Source organism: Romboutsia sp. 1001713B170207_170306_H8 (genome assembly GCF_015550495.1).
Taxonomy (GTDB): Bacteria; Bacillota; Clostridia; order Peptostreptococcales; family Peptostreptococcaceae; genus Romboutsia_E.
In genome coordinates, this window is the sequence record NZ_JADNAX010000002.1 from 346,721 (window position 1) to 365,576 (window position 18,856).

Annotated in this window: 14 protein-coding genes; 3 read left to right on the forward strand and 11 right to left on the reverse strand. The window is 29.9% G+C overall.

Annotated elements, in window-relative coordinates; genetic code table 11:
* Window positions 1-133: 133 nt before the first annotated feature.
* Window positions 134-361 carry a preprotein translocase subunit SecG gene (gene secG / locus I2A66_RS06255; RefSeq protein WP_243113321.1) on the reverse strand — a complete coding sequence of 76 codons (228 nt, stop codon included), beginning with the start codon at window positions 359-361 and terminating at the stop codon, window positions 134-136.
* A gap of 199 nt (window positions 362-560) precedes the next feature.
* Here secG and I2A66_RS06260 point away from each other — a divergent pair, with 199 nt between their 5' ends.
* Together I2A66_RS06260 and I2A66_RS06265 are read left to right on the forward strand one after the other, a co-directional pair.
* The gene (locus I2A66_RS06260) at window positions 561-2,075 is read left to right on the forward strand and encodes an ABC transporter permease (protein WP_122639025.1); all 1,515 of its coding nucleotides are present in this window, start codon (window positions 561-563) and stop codon (window positions 2,073-2,075) included.
* A gap of 9 nt (window positions 2,076-2,084) precedes the next feature.
* On the forward strand, window positions 2,085-2,756 hold the full coding sequence (locus tag I2A66_RS06265) for an ABC transporter ATP-binding protein (protein WP_195251249.1): 672 nt from the start codon (window positions 2,085-2,087) through the stop codon (window positions 2,754-2,756).
* Between the two features lie 74 nt (window positions 2,757-2,830).
* On the opposite strand, the gene ebgA is transcribed toward I2A66_RS06265, so the two are convergent.
* Together ebgA and I2A66_RS06275 are read right to left on the reverse strand one after the other, a co-directional pair.
* Window positions 2,831-5,899, reverse strand: a complete 3,069-nt coding sequence (gene ebgA, locus I2A66_RS06270) for a beta-galactosidase subunit alpha (RefSeq protein WP_195251251.1) — start codon at window positions 5,897-5,899, stop codon at window positions 2,831-2,833.
* A gap of 35 nt (window positions 5,900-5,934) precedes the next feature.
* Entirely contained in the window at window positions 5,935-7,407 is a 1,473-nt protein-coding gene (locus tag I2A66_RS06275; protein WP_122639022.1) for an amino acid permease, read from the reverse strand.
* Window positions 7,408-7,692: 285 nt separating this feature from the next.
* On the opposite strand from I2A66_RS06275, the gene I2A66_RS06280 reads away from it, so the two are divergent.
* A complete protein-coding gene (locus I2A66_RS06280) occupies window positions 7,693-8,517 on the forward strand; it encodes an AraC family transcriptional regulator (RefSeq protein ID WP_164488984.1) in 825 nt (274 codons plus the stop codon).
* A 75-nt stretch (window positions 8,518-8,592) separates the two neighbouring features.
* On the opposite strand, the gene I2A66_RS06285 is transcribed toward I2A66_RS06280, so the two are convergent.
* The 8 genes from I2A66_RS06285 to I2A66_RS06320 form a co-directional block, all read right to left on the reverse strand.
* On the reverse strand, window positions 8,593-10,998 hold the full coding sequence (locus tag I2A66_RS06285; RefSeq protein WP_195251253.1) for a DUF362 domain-containing protein: 2,406 nt from the start codon (window positions 10,996-10,998) through the stop codon (window positions 8,593-8,595).
* A gap of 110 nt (window positions 10,999-11,108) precedes the next feature.
* Window positions 11,109-12,428, reverse strand: a complete 1,320-nt coding sequence (locus I2A66_RS06290; RefSeq protein WP_195251255.1) for a Na+/H+ antiporter NhaC family protein — start codon at window positions 12,426-12,428, stop codon at window positions 11,109-11,111.
* Between the two features lie 146 nt (window positions 12,429-12,574).
* Window positions 12,575-13,513, reverse strand: coding sequence for a thiamine pyrophosphate-dependent enzyme (locus I2A66_RS06295; RefSeq protein WP_147516188.1), 939 nt, complete (start codon window positions 13,511-13,513; stop codon window positions 12,575-12,577).
* Window positions 13,514-13,526: 13 nt separating this feature from the next.
* Window positions 13,527-14,750 (reverse strand): pyruvate ferredoxin oxidoreductase, encoded by a 1,224-nt coding sequence (locus I2A66_RS06300; protein WP_243238675.1) that lies wholly within the window; start codon window positions 14,748-14,750, stop codon window positions 13,527-13,529.
* Complete coding sequence (locus I2A66_RS06305; protein WP_122639017.1) at window positions 14,751-15,062, reverse strand: 4Fe-4S binding protein; 312 nt, start codon at window positions 15,060-15,062, stop codon at window positions 14,751-14,753. It abuts the gene before it with no gap.
* Window positions 15,063-15,641, reverse strand: coding sequence for a 2-oxoacid:acceptor oxidoreductase family protein (locus I2A66_RS06310; RefSeq protein WP_330615452.1), 579 nt, complete (start codon window positions 15,639-15,641; stop codon window positions 15,063-15,065). It abuts the gene before it with no gap.
* Window positions 15,642-15,787: 146 nt separating this feature from the next.
* Window positions 15,788-17,014, reverse strand: a complete 1,227-nt coding sequence (gene megL, locus I2A66_RS06315) for a methionine gamma-lyase (RefSeq protein ID WP_122639015.1) — start codon at window positions 17,012-17,014, stop codon at window positions 15,788-15,790.
* A gap of 271 nt (window positions 17,015-17,285) precedes the next feature.
* Entirely contained in the window at window positions 17,286-18,851 is a 1,566-nt protein-coding gene (locus tag I2A66_RS06320; RefSeq protein WP_122639014.1) for a sigma 54-interacting transcriptional regulator, read from the reverse strand.
* Window positions 18,852-18,856 lie beyond the last annotated feature (5 nt).

Genomic DNA, 18,856 nt, shown 5'->3' on the forward strand with positions numbered 1-18,856 from the left:
TTATTTTGGAAACACCCAGCACGTGGTAATTGATATGTTAAGTTATTCTGACATTTGCAGCATTCTTTGCTGCATGGAAGAAAACTTACATATCAACCACCGGCCATATTCCAGCACAACCAACTCCAAAAAACTATTTATTCACTACAACTAATGCTAATGCATTTAAGAAGAATAATACTGCAGCAATCTTAGTTACTCTACCCAGGAAAGCTTCTTTACCCTTTGGTTTAAAGTAACTTTGACTTCCTTCTCCACCGAACTGTGAAGGAACTGCACTTTTACTATCTTGAGGCATTATAGCAAGTATTAATATTATCCCTAGTACAACCTGTACACCCATTAAAACATTGCTTAACATATGGTATCCTCCTATTTAAAAAATGATAAATTTACTCATTTTTAGTCTAACATAATACATTACTTTATACAAGCACTCACAATTCACATAAAATTCATAACCAGTTCATGGAATATTCTTCTACCATTCATATGAAGTTCATCCCTTATCTCTAAAATAAAAATTGAAGGTACAATTTAGAAAAGGAGAACTTATTTTAATGAATTTTTTTAAAAGAGCAATTTTAAGCATTAAAAGTAGACTATCAAAAACACTACTTTTATTTACAGTTATAACAACAATATGTTTATTAGTGCTAAGTGGTATATCAATACAAACTGCTAGTAAGGCTGCAGGAGTTTTAGCTAGACAACAACTTGGTGCTCAGGTAACTTTAAAAGTTGATACAGAAAAGATGAGAGAAAATATGATGAGTCAAAGAGAGTCTTCAGCTTCATATTCGTCAGGAACTCCTGCTCCTGATAAAATGAAACCAAGTATGACACCTGTTTCTACTGAATATATAAATGAATTATTATCATCTGAATATGTAGAAGAATATTTAGCTCAATCTAGTACAAGCTTACTAGCAAGCAACTTCACTGCTGTTGGTGCTTCTGATGAAGAAGATACTACAACTGGAGAAAGTACTAGCTCTAATATGCCTCAAATGGGACAAGGCGGTAAGATGGGTAATATGGGTGATGTTACTTTAACAGGTGTTTCTAGCTTAGAACAAACTTCATCTTTTAGAGATGGAAATATAAATATGGTTGAAGGTAATATGATAACAGAAGATACCTCATCTAATGTTGCTGTTATAGAAGAAGCCTTAGCTAGTCAAAATGATTTAAGTGTTGGAGATACAATAACTGTAGGCTCTACATCTGATGAAAGTACTACATATGATTTAAAAATAATTGGTATATATGCTTCTAGTGAGGATTTCACAGAACAAGCTATGATGAATACTGCATCTAGCCCATACAACAACATATATACAAACCTAGATACTATATCTACAATCAAAGGTTCTGATTATGAAAATGTAGTTGATAGTGCAACATTCTATTTAAATGATCCTGCTAATGTTGATGCTTTTATAGCTAATGCACAAGAAAATTCTTCTATAGATTTTGATACATTTAAATTAGATGCAAATGATGCAGCTTATGAGCAAATGCTAGGTCCTATAGAAAATATAAGCTCATTTGCAAAAATATCTATATATGTTATAGCTATCGCTGGAGGATTAATTTTAACATTAATAATAATGTTATCTATAAGAGATAGAAACCAAGAGATAGGTATACTTCTTTCTCTTGGAGAAAAGAAGCCTAAGATAATAGCTCAATTTGCAGTTGAAATATTATTAATATTAGTTTTATCTTTAGGTGCTTCGTCACTTTTAGGTAAACCAACTAGTAATATAGTTGCAAACCAACTTTTATCTTCTGAAATTTCATCATCTGAAGATAGTAATGAAGTTAGTGCTCAAGGAATCCCTGGTGATAACTCAGGTAAAGGTATGGGGGGTGGCAAAGGTGGTTTTGCTGGAATGTTCTCTCAAACTTCTAATGTAGAAGTTATAGATGAACTTGATGTTTCTGTTTCTGGGTCTGATTTTGCTAAAATGGCTGCCCTAGGGGCTACTATATCACTTGTAGCAACTTGTGTTCCTGCTGTTACAGTAATGAGACTTAACCCTAAAAATATACTAAGTAAGCATAGTTAGGAGGACTATATGAATACAATATTAGAATTTAAAGATGTAAGTTATGCTTATAATAACAATACAGTTATCTTAGATAAAGCCAATGCTAGTTTTGAGCAAGGAAAGTTTTATACTATAATAGGTCCTTCTGGCTCTGGTAAAACTACTTTCTTATCATTAGCAGCTGGTCTTGATAAATCAACATCCGGTTCAATTTTATTTGATAACAAAAATATAAATAATATAGGTTTTTCTAATTATAGAAATAAGTGTGTGTCTATAATTTTCCAAAGCTATAACTTATTAACATATATGAGTGCTTTAGATAATATTATCTGCGCTATGGAGATAAAAGGTGTGAAGTGTTCTAATAAAAAAGAAAAGGCCATTGAAATACTTAAACAAGTTGGACTTAGTAAAGAACAAGGAAAACAGAAGGTATTAACTTTAAGTGGTGGTCAACAGCAAAGAGTTGCAATTGCTAGAGCTTTAGCTACTGAATCAAATTTAATCTTAGCTGATGAAGCTACTGGTAACTTAGATGAAAATACTTCAAATGAGATAATATCTATATTTGAAAAATTAGTAAGGAACCATAATAAAACAGTTATTTTAGTAACTCATAATAACGAAATTGCTAAAAAATCTGATATAACTTACATTGTAAAAAATAAACAATTACTTCAAACTGAAGTTTATTAATAAAAAATCACTAGCTTTGTAATTTAATACTAAGCTAGTGATTTTTTATTAATATATTATACTTTAAGCTATAACTACTCTAATATCTCTCTTCCTAATGAAATTTCTGATACTTCTTTATTATTAAATACGCTAAGTCTAAATCTTAAGTTAAATTCTTCAAACTTACATCTATATTTATCTAATTGCCATTGTCCACAAGAGTTAGTTCCTACTCCATTTTGTTTATAATCTATATTAAATACAATATAATCTCTCTTTTCTAAATCAATAGTATGTTTAGCATATTCTAAATCTGTATCTTCATAATAAGATGCACTGAAATTAAATTTATCATCTGCAATTGCCATTATTGATATTCCTCTATCATTGCCTAAACTTATCCATGAACAATCACTTCTATTTCCATTTTCTTGTGGCTTTACATAGTTCGTAAATAATCCATCAACTGTATTTTCAAATACTCCAAATAAATTTGCTTCTTTAGTATCTGCATAAGACTCTCCTGGTCCTCTTCCTTTATACTTAACATTTTCTAAATCTTTGTTAACTCTCATTTGAAGACCTATCTTCGGTAACATTTCTGGTGCAGTTTCTATTCTACCAGAAGGTACTCCAGATACATCAACTATTATATCTCCACTTCCAAATACCTTATATTCATAAGTAGATTTATAATGCCATGCAGAGTTAGTTGCTCCATTTATAACTTCCACTTTAAATATAAGTACATTTCCTTCTACACTATACTCAACATTTCTTACTACTTCATGCATTAAATGCATAAAATACTTCTTCTTATAGTCTTCAACTATGTACATATCATTATCAATAGGGGCTCTCCAAAAGTTTAGCCTTGGTCCTTCTTCTATTAGTTTATAATCATCTTTACTTACTTCTAATATATGACCTCTTACTAAGTCAAATACTATCTTAAAGCTATCTCCTTTAGCTATTAACTTACAATGTTCCTTATTAACTTCCAAGTTACCTTTTGGCGTTACTTTCACCTTTTCTGTTTTTATTGGAAGCTCAAATTGTGCATTTGCTAATTCATATCCAGCACTTGCCCAATTACAATCTTCTTTTAACACATAAGATATATTTAAGTAATATGTTGCTCCATCAACTTTCTTAAAGTTTAAGTCATACGGTAGTGTTATTTGACAAGTCTCTCTACCTTTAATAGAAGGCATTTCTACTCTTTTACTTTGTATTATTTTATCATCTTCTTTTATATTATAAACTAACTCTAACGTATTTAAATTTTTAAAGTCATATCTATTTATAACTTCTATTATTCCTTTTTCTAAATCTATGGCCTTAGTTTGAGCTGGCTCTATAACTTTTTTATATTCTAATAACCCTGGAGAGGCTGTTCTATCTGGCATTATTAATCCATCTATACAAAAGTTTATATTACTTGGGTCATCTCCAAAGTCTCCTCCATATCTATAATAAACTTCTCCATTTTCACTTACTGTATGTATTCCATGGTCAAACCACTCCCATATGAATCCACCTTGTAATTTATCATATTTGTAGAATAAGTCTTGATATTCTTTTAAATTTCCAGGTCCATTCCCCATAGCATGACAGTATTCACATAATATATGAGGCTTCTTAACATCATTTATTATCTTGTCCATTAATAATTTGCTATCATGCTCTAACCAAGTATACATAGTGCTATAAACTTCAGAAACTGGTCCATCATCTTCTGATACATTAAAATCGCCTTCATAATGTAGTATTCTAGTTTGATCTAAATCCTTAAGCTTTTTGGCCATAGCTTTAAAATTACATCCAAATGAGGATTCATTTCCTAATGACCACATTAATATACATGGATGATTTTTATCTCTCTTTATCATTCTTTCTAATCTACTTACATGAGCTAACTCCCACTCTGGATCATCACTTATCCAAGCATAGTCTCCTGTTAATTCAAATCCATGACATTCTAAATCAGTTTCATCTATTACATACATTCCATATTCATCACATAATTCATATAGATAATGTGAGTTTGGATAGTGAGCTGTTCTTATTGCATTTATGTTGTGTTGCTTCATTAATACTATATCTTTGATTATTTCTTCCTTAGAAACTACTCTTCCATTTTTAGGATTGTAATCATGTCTATTTACTCCTTTAAACTTAATTGCAACTCCATTTACAGTAAATACTTCTCCTTTTAACTCTATTTTTCTAAATCCAACTCTTTGAGGTATTACTTGTATTATTTCTCCTTCTTTTAATACACTTACCATTAATGTATATAGATTCGGTTCTTCTGCCGTCCATTTTAGCGGTTTTTTGACTTCCTTACTAAATTTTGTATTTCCATTTATATCTATAACTTCTTCCAATACTATATTGTTATTTTTATCTAATAATTCAAATTTAACTTTTTGATTATCATATTTTCTAAACTTAAGATCTATATTTAAAATTGCATCTTCATAATCTTTATCTAAATCCGTTACTATTGTTATATCGTCTATTCCATAAACTGGCTCTGTATAAAGCTCTACATCTCTAAATATTCCACTTAGCCACCACATATCCTGATCTTCTAAGTATGTTCCATCACTCCATTGATATACTCTTACTGTACACTCATTTTCACCACATCTTATATATTTAGTAATATCAAACTCTGATTGTATTCTTGCACCTTTACTGTATCCTACTTCTTCTCCATTTATCCAAACATTATATGCAGAATCTACTCCATTGAATTTTAATATTATTCTTTCATTCATCCAAGATTTATCTATTACAAACTTTCTCTTATATATTCCTGTTGGATTTTCAGTTGGTACATAAGGTGGATTTATTGGGAAGTTATACCATAAATCAGAGTAGTGCATCTTCCCATATCCTTGAAGTTGCCAATTCCCTGGAACTACTATATTATCCCAATTTTCAGTATCAAATTCTTCTTTAAAAAAACCTTCTGGAGAATATTCTGGAGCATCTAAAAATAAAAATTTCCAGCTTCCATTTAAATTTTTATAATTTTGTGTATATTTTTTATCCCCTATTAATGCCTTTCTTTTAGATGAGAAACTTAAAAATTCACTTCTAGCATCTAATCTATTTACCCCATCAACATGTATATTTTCCCATAATTTCATATCCAATCTCTCCTTTTTATATTATGATCATAGATTTAAGCTATAATATCTATTTCATTAGCTATATTTTTACCAACCTTTTTCTCATATTTCATCCAGCATATTTGTGCAAATCCTAAGAATATTACTAATCCTAATACATTGTATAAAAGAACAAATAAAGGATTAGTTTGACCTTCTGGTAAAGTTCCATTAAAATATGCTGTTAAGTCTGCTGGTGATGGTACTGAAGATATAATAAATACAAATGTAAACAGTATTAATAATAAAACACCTATTCCTATACCTAGACCTCTTGATCCAACTTTAAAACTTCTTTCTAGATTATCCTTTTTAGCTCTTAATACTATATATCCAACTAAGAAGAAGAATACTGGTATTAATGATGTTGAAGCTGTCATATTTATTAACATTTCTAATAAACTATCAACAGAACCTATCCCTAAAGCTGGTATTATTAAAAGTATTGTTACTATCATCGCTTGAAGATATAATGCATTTATTGGATTACCCTCTTTGTCTGTTTTAGCTACCCAGCTCCCAAATATCCCTTCTGGTATTTCTGAGAATAAAACTTTAACCGGTGCAGCTGTCCATAAAACTAATGACCCTAAACTTGCAAGTAACATTATAAATCCAACAATGTTAGTAATTATATTCCCTACTCCATAATAAGAACCTAGTATCAAAAATGAATCAAATAATCCATTTGAAAAATTTCCACTCAACTTTTCTGCTGGAACAACGATCCCTACTGCCACTGATCCTAATGCATAAAGTAGTCCAATTAATACTGTTGAAAATAGCATTGTTTTTATAAATGCTTTATTTCCACCTTTTACGTCTTTTATATAAACTCCTATACTTTCTGCTCCACCTACTGCTTGAAGTACCCATGCTAATACCATAAAGTATGTCCAGTTGAATTTAGGCATAATAGTATCTACCGTAAATTCCTGTGCTGGTTTTTTACCTAGTACAATAATTACGCCAAATGAAAGTACTATAAATCCAATTCCTAAAACCATTCTAGCTACACCTGATAAATTTGTTATCTTCGATATCCAACCTACACCTTTTGTAGATAATATAGTTACTACCCAGAATAATAATATTGATAAAACTGAAATTAAAACTGTTTTTCCATTAAATATATTCTTTCCTACAAAAGCGTATGATGCATATATTAAAGTTTTTGGTAATAATGATGTAAAGAAAAATAAATTTACAAAGAAGTATGACCAAGAACCTAAGAACGCCCACTTTGCACCTAGAGAAGTTTTTATCCAACTATTTATTCCTGATTCTGAATTAGAATTAGCTGATGCAAACTCACCTATCATAAGTGCAAATGGGAAAAAGTAAAATATGGTACCAAATATATATGATGGTATAGTTGCTAATCCTATATTCACACTACTATCGATAATATTTCCAAATGAGAATACAGCTGTAAAAGTCATTAACATTAAAGCTTTAGAACTAAGAGTTCCTCTATTTTCACTCATTATTTGACCCCCTGAGTTTTGTATTTTTTACATAATTATTAATATTAATCTAGTTATTAAACTTTTTTAGAATCTTTAACTTAATACTCTCTACACTGCTAAATTTAGCTATTTCCTTTTTAAAAAACGTTTTCTTTATAAATTAATAATACTAATTAATATGTTCTATATCAATATATTAATGTTGCTATGTTTTGTAATTTTGTTGCATTTAAAGTTGACACAATATATTTTTAGATTTAAATTATAATTAATTATTTATCATCAAATATGTGGGGGTGTTTTATGGAAAATAAGATAGGAATTTTTTCAACAGACTTTAAGCCTAGTAATGAATTATATATATATGAATGTGGATTTGAGCATTGTTCTCCTAGAGAGCCATACCAGTATGAACAAATAGATTACTATCTAATTCACTATATATTAGAAGGAGAAGGTCTATTTTTTATGGAGGACAAAGTTTACCATTTAAAAGCAGGAGATGGATTTTTTATACCGCCAAATACTGATAATAACTACTATCCTTTAGATGATAACCCTTGGGTTTATAGATGGATTGGAATAAATGGGTCTAAAGCTAAAGAACTTCTTACTCTGTGTGGTTTTTATAATGGTAATTATACTTTTAGGTATACTAAAGATAATAAATTAGATTATTGTTTTAAAAATATTTATGATAGCTGCTATTCAAATAATATATTTGAAGGAATTGGGTATTTATATCAAACTTTATCAATTTTAATAAATGAAAACTCATCTTCTGATCTAAGCGATATTTCATCCTCTAAAAGCTATATTTCTAAGTCAATAGAATTTATAGAATCTAATTATCATAAAAACATAACAGTATCAGATGTAGCAAGCTACTTAAATATTGATAGAAGCCATTTTTACAAAATATTCAAACTTAATATGATGACTACTCCTCAACAATATATAATGGAGTATAAATTAAAAAAGTCATGTGATTTTCTAAGAAAAAGTAGTTATTCTTTAAATCAAATAAGTGATTTGGTTGGATTCTCATCACAATCATATTTTTCTAAGTTTTTCAAAAAACATATGAATATGACTCCACTTGAATATAGAAATTTATTTATCAAATAAACAATTACTTCAAACTGAAGTTTATTAATAAAAAATCACTAGCTTGTAAACATCTACAACGCTAGTGATTTTTTTTTACCAGTTTTCAGAAAAACTTACTGTAAAAATTTTATTCTTATCATCAGTTCCTTCTATATTTGGTATTTTTACTCCTTGAATATATACAAACTCAAAAGGAACATAAAGTGTAAAATCTAAAGGTGGTTCTCCATTATAAACATCCTCAAAATATTTTTTAATAGGATTATTTATGCGCTTATCTGATTTTAAAATATGAGGTGAGACTTTAGGAATATTACCTTGTATCGACTCTAATGACACTATATTGTCTTTAATTTTTTGAGTATATTTACCAAAATTTAATACTTTATCTGCATATTGAAAAGCCCATCCATATAACGAATCTATACTTATATATTCTTCTGTTACTGAGCCATAAATATATGACATATAAAGGACATATGTTGCAGTTTTCCAACTAGGCCACATACCTTTTCCAAATTTCATATTTTCGATAAATAAATCATCATTAATCTCTTCACTTTGAGACATTTCATATGCTACTTGAGCTATATTTACATAAATTCTATCAATTATAAAATCATGACCTTGATGATTCCAATCTTTTCTCACATTTTTTATAAAATATCTTACCATAAGAAAGTTAGTTTTTAATTGGCCATACCTTTCATTAAAGCTTTTATAACATTCTTCTAAAATATTATAAATAGCATCTTCAAATCCTCTTCCCTTTTCATTATAATCAACTACACCGTCTTTATTTTCATCGTAAATATTCATTATTGTATTAAAAACAGATGTGTTAGCTAATTTATCTTGAGATTTTAGGTAACTAAAAATTGTTGATTGTAAATCATGCATTATTGTAACTAAACTATAATAAAAGTTTTCTGTAATCACTTCTACAAAAGTATTTTCTTCTATTTTTCCTAAATGACCTTGAAGTGATACTAATGGCTTTTTAGTTAAATTATCTATACCAATTACGTAATATAGTTGTTTTCCAATTCCTCTTTTTTGAGCATAATTGTATAAATCATATCTAAGTAATGGTGAATCATATCCATAAGTTGTTATTATATTATTATTTTCAATTTCAGCTATTGGAATTTTTTGAATAAATTCAGTGCTCCAATTATTTTCATCTTTAATTTTTATTGCCTTATCCATAGGTATATTTTTAAAACAATATCTAGCAGTAAATAAATCAATGGCAACACAGTCTAGAGATGAAAAAATAAATCCTTCTTTAGTTGGTTGCGCATTAGCACTATCATGGCTTTTATTCATAATTTCTATTGCATCTAATATATGAATCATAAATATATCCTGACTTTTTATAGCTTTTATTATGTCACTTTGAGTTCCAGATATGCCATGAGTTTTATATTTTATATAATCTCCATCTTCATTCATCTTTGGTGAATTAGTTTCTTCATCTATTTCCATATGCCATGGAGAATATGGATGAAGCCCCATTCCAAGATTTTTAATTGCACCACTTAAAAGGTCTTGGTCGTGTATTTTTACTCTAGGAATATTAATTAATACACATCCTGGATATTTATAAATATCATCTTTATCTCCTTTATCTCCACCTACAATTACCTTATGCAACCTTATTTCTTCATAATTTGCTCCATCATCTATTTTTATAACTCTTCCTTTAGATTTATCCATTCCTATATCATTTAGGTCATATACCATAAGCTGATTATAAGCTTCTCCAGGTGATAAGTATGCACCTTCTATACTTTCTTCATATCCATTCATAGGATTATCTTTATGACTATATAAATTACATTCCTTTAAATACTTACGAGCGAAGTAAAACCCCCATCCTCCATAAAATTCGCCACTTTTACCTTCAATTACAGCTTGTGGTGTTATTTCTTTACCTACAAATTTACTTAAAAATTTTGATATCATAAGTGTACTAGCTGAGCATTCTCCAATTGACATTTTTGAGTAAGATATATTTAGTTCATCATGAAACCATCTCATTATAGCTGCAACTATCGGCCATTCTGTACAAATCTTTTTTGTATCTGCTTCTCTATGTGTAATAGGATCTATCGCAATAGACCCTATTATGTTCGGCTTAAATAAAAGCTTTTTACCTTTATTTACGTCATATTTTACTTTTTCCTTAAAATGAATTTCTTTATCTAACTTTGATAATAAACAATCTATATTGTAATAAATATAATCGATTTTTTTTACTATCTCTCCCCACGCTGCATAATCTTTATAATCTATAAATTTTTGTAATAAAATTGGTATTCCGTCATAAGCCTTATAAGCATCCAATCTTACTGCTGAAATCGCAGAACCTTTGTAGTCTATTTTTTTCTTTCCTATTTTAGAATCAACGATTACTTCATTTAAATTTTTTTTAGATATGATAAAAATCCCCCCTTTCTTATAAGAAAAAAGAATTGCTATTTTTATTATATTCATGAGGGTTAGTTTATTTGCTAAAAAAAGAACAAAATCTATTTTTAAAATAAAAAATCACTAGTCTAGTGTATACTATTTGACTAGTGATTTTTTATTTTTATCAATTTATTTTAAGATACTTTACTCGTTTTTTCATTAGATTTTTTAAGTATTGGAATCCCAAATACTATCGAAGCTATACCACAAACAAGCATTAACATTGGATAATGCAAGTATTTTATTATCTCAACTGCTGATATTCCAACTATTCCAGCAGCCGTAACAAGCTGTGCTCCATAAGGTATCATACCTTGCCAACAAGCTGAGAATATATCAAGTATGCTTGCGGTTTTTCTTGGGTCTATATCATATTGTTCTGCTATATCTTTAGCAAGAGGTCCTGCTGTTACTATTGCTATAGTATTATTTGCAGTGCATAAGTCTACAACACTTACTAATGTAGCTATACCAAACTCAGCACCTTTTTTACTGTTTATTTTGCTAGTTATGAAGTTAAGTAAAAATTCTATTCCACCATTATGTTTCATTAAACCAACTACTCCACCTACTATTAGTACTAATATACATAACTCCTGCATACCTGCCATACCAGAAGATACAGCTTGTATCAATCCTAATAAATCAATAGACGATGTTACTAATCCTATTATTCCTGCAAATAGTATTCCTCCTCCAAGCAGCACAAAAACGTTTACCCCGCACAGAGCACCAACTAGTACCACAATATAAGGTACTACTTTTATAAATTCATAAGTATAATTTTCTCCTGTCGCTCCTTGGTATCCTCTTGTCATTACTGCAAGTAATATTACTGTAGCTATTGCAGCTGGTAAAACTATTAAAAAGTTAACTTTAAATTTGTCTTTTAAATCACACCCCTGAGTTCTTGATGCAGCTATTGTTGTATCAGATATCATTGATAAATTATCACCAAACATTGCCCCACCAACTATAGCTCCTGTAACTAAAGCTATTGGTATACCAGTTTTTTCAGCTATTCCAAGACCTATTGGAGCAAGAGCTGCTATTGTACCAACTGATGTCCCCATTGATATAGATATAAAGCTACCTATTATAAATAAACCTGCAACTAATAAATTTGGAGGTAATACTGACAAACTTAAATTTACTGTTGAATCTACACCACCCATAGCCTTTGCAACACTTCCAAAAGCTCCAGCTAATAAAAATATAACTAACATTAGAACTATATTAGGGTCTCCTGCTGCTTTACAGAATATATCCATCTTAGTATCAAATTTTTCGTCTTTGTTAAATAATAATGCAACTCCCGATGCTATCATAAAAGCAACTAGAACTGGCATTTTATAAAAGTCCCCTGTTATAATACCACTACCAACAAATAATACTAAGAATACAACTATAGGTAATAATGCCAATGGATTTCCTTTTGAAGCGCTTTTGTTCATGCTAAACCTCTCCCTATTTAAAATTTTATAATATTACTTATATATAAATTCCCCACCAAGATAAGTTTAGATAGTCCCCATAGTAAAGCTATCTAAACTTCTATCTTGATGAATTTGCCAATATTATAATCACCCTAATATATAACTTATATTTCTTCACCACATCTAATTAATAATTCTCTCCATCTTCTATCAACTTCTTTTTGGAAATCTTCTATTAAATGTTCATTTCCTTTTTTAAATAAATGCTTAAATCTACCTTGTGGTTTTAAAAATTCTTCAATTGGAAGTTTATTTTTAGGTCTATAATTTAATATCCATTTTCCATCTATAACTTCAAATAGTGGCCAATAGCAAGTTTCTACTGCTAATTCACATATTTTCATCATATCTTCTGCTGGATATCTCCATCCTCTTGGACATGGTGCCATTACATTTAAAAATGCTGCACCCTCTGTATATATAGCTTTCTCAGATTTAGTATGCAAATCTTTAAAGTTCTTTATAAATGTTGTTTGAGCTACATAGGGAACATCATGTGAGGCGATTATTGTGGCTAAATCTTTTCTATTTTGTGGCTTTCCTGATGACTCACAACCTACTGGAGTTGTTGTTGTATCTGCATACATGGGAGTTGCAGATGAACGTTGTATACCTGTATTCATATATGCGCCATTATCATAACATACATATACCATATCATGATTTCTTTCCATCGCACCTGATAGTGATTGAAATCCTATATCATAAGTTCCTCCATCTCCACCAAATGCTATAAATTTATAATTATCATCTATTTTCCCTTTTCTTTTCATTGCTTTGTAAGCTGCTTCTACACCACTTATCGTTGCTGCTGAATTTTCAAATGCATTATGTACAAATGAGTCTTTCCATGCAGTATAAGGATACATAAAAGTAGATACCTCTAAACATCCTGTTGCACTACTTATTACTGCACGATCCTCATCTTTTAATCCACGTAATATGTTTCTTACAGCTATAGTACCTCCACATCCAGCACACATTCTATGTCCACCAGCTAATCTTTCACGCTTATTCATAACTTCTTTAAAATTATAACTCATCTCTTACACCCCCCTAATCTCTTACTGATAAATAACGATACTCATCCCCTAGCTCATTACTATTATCAATTTTTTCAAGTTCGCTGTATACTTCTTCAACATTTTCAACCTTAACATCTCTACCACCTAAACCGTAAATATAATTTACAATCTTAGGCCCCTTTTCTAAACTGTAAAGTGCTCCTTTTACTTCCGCTCCTAATGGTCCTCCATAAGCATTAAAACCTTCACATCTATCCATTACAGCTAAAACTTTTACATGTTTTAAAGCTTCTCTTATTTCTTCTGCCGGGAAAGGTCTAAACAGTCTAATTTTTAACAATCCAACTTTCTTCCCTTCTGATCTCATTTTATCTATAGCATCTTTCGCTGTCCCTGCAGCAGAGTTTATTATAACAATTGCATAATCTGCATCATCTAATTTATATTTTTCAAATAATCCATAACTTCTTCCAGATATTTTTTCGAAATCTTTTGCTACTTCTAAAGCTACTTTTTTAGCATTTTTCATAGCTTCTGCCTGTTGTCTCTTATGTTCCATATAATATCCTGTCACATCATAAGCCCCTGTAGACATTGGCATTTTTGCATTTAATAAATAATTTTCTTGAGTATATTCTCCAACAAATTCTTTTACTAAAGAATCTTCTATCAAGTTTATATTTTCAACAGCATGGCTTGTTATAAATCCATCTTGGCAAACCATTACTGGTAATTGTACATCTTTATGTTCACCTATTCTTACAGCTTGAATAAAGTTATCGTAAGCTTCTTGGTTATTTTCAGAATATATTTGTATCCATCCAGAATCCCTAGCGCCCATACTATCTGAATGATCACAGTTTATATTTATTGGCCCAGATAGAGCTCTATTAACTAAAGCTAATGTTATTGGTAATCTGTTTGATGCTGCTATATATAATTCTTCCCACATAAGCGCTAACCCACAAGAAGATGTTGCAGTCATAGTTCTTGCCCCTGCTGATTGTGCTCCAACTGCAGCACTCATTGCACTATGTTCACTTTCAACAGGTACAAATTCAGTTTTAACTTCACCATTAGCTACGTATGATGAAAAATACTGCGGTATTTCAGTTGAAGGAGTTATTGGAAAAGCAGGAAAAACATCTGGATGTATTTGCTTTATAGCTATTGCCACTGCTTCATTTCCTGATAATCTTTCTCTTATTGCTGAAGGTTCTACTACTCTTTCTTCCATTATTGCTGTAGTTGACATCTATACTTCCTCCTTTACCATTTCTATAGCATCGAAAGGACAAACTTTTGCACATATACCACATCCTTTACAGTGCATATAGTTAAATTCACTTCTTTTTTTATTCTCTACAGGAATAGCACTATCTGGACAAACTGGAATGCATAGTAAGCATTGCTTACATTTATCTTCTATAAATATAGGCTTATCTACTCTCCATTCACCTGTGTTAAATTCTGCTGAAGTTCCACCACCAAAAACATTTCCTGCTGGTGTTATATCTTTCCAAGATATATCTTCTGTAATAACTTTGCTTATTTTCTTGTTTTCCATCTATTCTACCTCCTCTAGTGCAATTTTTAGAGCTTTCATATTTCCATCTATAACCTCTGGCTTAGATGCAAATTTATGTTTAAAAGAAGTTTCCATCTCATTTAAAAATGTATCTAAAGGCATTATGTTTGCTACCTTCACTATTGATGCAAGCATTGGCGAATTTGGGAAGTATTTTCCTAGAGCTCTTTCTGATACACTTCTAGCATCTACTGTATACAACCTGCCTTCATATCCTTTAAGATATTTTGATATTTCATCTTTACTTTTAGATGTATTTACTATTATTGCGCCATCCTTTTTTAATCCTTTAGTTACATCTACTGATTCTAATAAAGTTTCATCAACTACTACTACAAATTGTGGCTCATATATATTTGAGTGTACTCTTATCTCTTTATCACTGATTCTGTTATAAGCAGTTATTGGTGCCCCCATTCTCTCTGGACCATATTCAGGGAAACCTTGCACATATTTACCTGTACTAAATGCAACATCTGCTAGTAATAATGAAGCAGTTTTTGCACCTTGTCCTCCCCTTCCATGCCATCTAATCTCTATTGTGTTATTCACCATCATACCCCCTTAAAAATTAAGTATATTTGTGCTCATCCAATAAAATCTTATTTAAGATTTCCATTATCATACAATTGTTATTATCTAACAATGGAAATCTTAACTATCCGCCATGATAAAAGTATCATAGCGGATATTAGTATTATATTTTAAGCATTTAACACTTCTTCTTTTTCTACACACTCTAATTTATCTAAACCTTGCTTTAAGTCAGCTATTATATCTTCAGGATCTTCAAGTCCTACAGATATTCTTATTAATCCTTCAGATATTCCAGCTTCAGCTCTTTCTTCTGGAGTATATGGTGAATGAGTCATAGATGCAGGATGTTGTATTAATGTTTCACAGTCACCTAAACTAACTGCAAGAGTACATAATTCTAAAGAATTTAATAATTTTTTACCAGCTTCAAGTCCACCCTTAACTTCAAATGCTATCATACCGCCTGGCATATCCATTTGTTTTTGAGCTAATTCATATTGTGGGAAGCTTTCTAATCCTGGATAATTTACTTTTTCTACATTTGTATGAGATTCTAAGAATTTAGCAACTTCTTTAGCATTTTTAGTATGTCTATCCATTCTTACTTGTAAAGTTTTCATTCCTCTTATTATTAAGTAAGCATCAAATGCAGAAAGTACAGCACCTGTCATATCCTTTATTCCAAATAATCTTACTTGATTAATGAATTCTTGTTTACCAACAACGAACCCAGCTAGAACATCTCCATGACCATTTAAGTATTTAGTAGCAGAATGAACTACAACGTCAGCTCCAAACTCTAAAGGTCTTTGTATGTATGGAGTACAGAAGGTATTATCAACTACAACCATACAACCCTCTACTTCATGAGCTATTTTTGATACAGACTCTATATCTATTAATTTTAAATCTGGATTTGCTGGAGTTTCTAAATAAACAACTTTAGTATTTTCTCTCATAGCTGCTTTTACTTCATCTAAGTCTGTTGCATCTACAAAAGTAACATCTACTCCATATCTGCTCATTCCATGATTTAATAATGCGTAAGTACATCCATATAAAGTTTTACTTGCAACCATATGATCTCCTGCCTTTAATGCTGACCATAAAGTAGAAGTTATAGCTCCCATTCCTGAAGCTGTAGATACACAAGCTTCACCTTTTTCTAATAAAGCTATCTTTTCTTCTAATTGCATGTTTGTAGGATTTCCTAATCTTGAATATATAAATCCATCTTCTTCTAGCGCAAATCTTCTCCCACCTTGTTCTGCACTATCGAATACGAAAGTTGATGTTTGGTATATAGGCGTTGTTAAAGCTCCTGATACTGGGTCTTTTTTATGACCTCCATGTATAGCTTGTGTTGCGAATTTTTTATTTTTTAAGTTTTCCATTTGAGTTACCCCCTATAATTTTATTTACACAATTATATAGAGCAATCATTGTGCCAACTTTTTACTTTTAAATAATAAACTTTATTTTTTATTTTATTAGTTTTGTACCCCTTGAAATAAGCCACTTTGTAAAACGTTTTCTGATGGTGTATTCACATATTTTTCTTATCTTATTATATATATTTATATATATCGTAAACCTTTGTTTACATTATATATATTTTACGTAAATAAAACTTTACATCTGTAAATATTTATTTACAAATTTATCTTACTCATTTATTTTATATTTCTTTACCTTATTCATCACTGATGTATGCGATATTCCAAGTATTTTAGCACTCTCCCTATAACTTTTATTAATATTATATACTTTCATAATAATTTCTTTTTCGTAGTTTTCCATTTCCTCTTTTAGAGTACTTATTTTTATATCATCATCTTCAATAATACTTTGTATAATATCTTCACTTTTATATAAATAATCTATAATAATATCTTTAGAAGTCAAAATGTCTCCACTACATAGATTCATTGCCCTTTCTATTAAATTCTGTAGTTCTCTTACATTCCCTGGCCAATCATAGTTCATCAAAGTATCAATAAAATCCTTTTTAAATCCTTTTATATTTTTCTTAAGTTTCTTATTAAGCTTGTCTATAAAGAACTGAGTTAATATTGGAATGTCCTCTAATCGTTCTCTTAGGCTTGGTATTTTTATTGGGATTACATTTAATCTATAGTATAAATCTTCTCTAAAGCTTCCTTCTTTTATCATATTTTCAAGATTTTTATGAGTGGCAGCTATAATCCTTACATCAACATCTTCTTCTTTACTGCTACCAATCTTTCTTATTTTTCCTTCTTGTAAAACTCTTAAAAGTTTAGCTTGAAGTAACATTGATAACTCTCCTATTTCATCTAGAAAAATAGTTCCTCCATTAGCTTCCTTAAAAAGTCCTTCCTTACCATTTTGCATAGCCCCTGTAAAACTACCTTTTTCATATCCGAATAATTCACTTTCTAGTAAGCTATCTGGCAGTGCCGCACAGTTAATAGCTATAAATCTTTTATTTTTTCTATCACTTAACTCATGTGTAGCATTTGCAAATAGCTCTTTACCTGTACCACTTTCTCCTCTTAATAATACAGTTGAGTTACTTTTTGCTATAGCCAAAGTCATCTGCTTTACCTTTTCTATACTCTTGCTATTACCTATTATATTTTTAAAAGGCCCATCATTATTTTTATTGATAATATTAACAAGTTGTTTTGCTTTATTAACATCTTTTATAGAAATTACACCACCTATAGTTTCTCCATGATCATTTGTTATTCTTCTTCCTGTAGTTATATAGTTGCTTTTTATACCATCATGAGTTAATGTAGCTTTTATATTGTCATATTCATCACCATTATTAATTAAATCTACAATTACATCATCTTTTCCAATAATTCCCCTAATATCTTCTCCAATAACATCCTGCTTATTATAGTTAAACAAATCCTGACAATAGTTATTAAATATATTAATTCTAAAATTTTTATCTATAGAAATAATTCCTTCATCTACAGAATTTATAACTGCCAGTAGCTTTTGTTCATTTTTTTCATGATTTAAAAGTTCTATTTCATCTATAGAGATAATGTCTTCTATACTAGATATTGCCTCTTTAAGAATATCTTTATTATCTGGATCAATATCATCTATTTTTATACAAACCTTTTCCGGAAAAACCTCCATAGATACTAAATCTATTTTTTTATTATATAGCTTATATAATATTTCAGTAGTAATACCAAATCTATTTTTAGTATTTATCTCAAACCTAATCATATTAA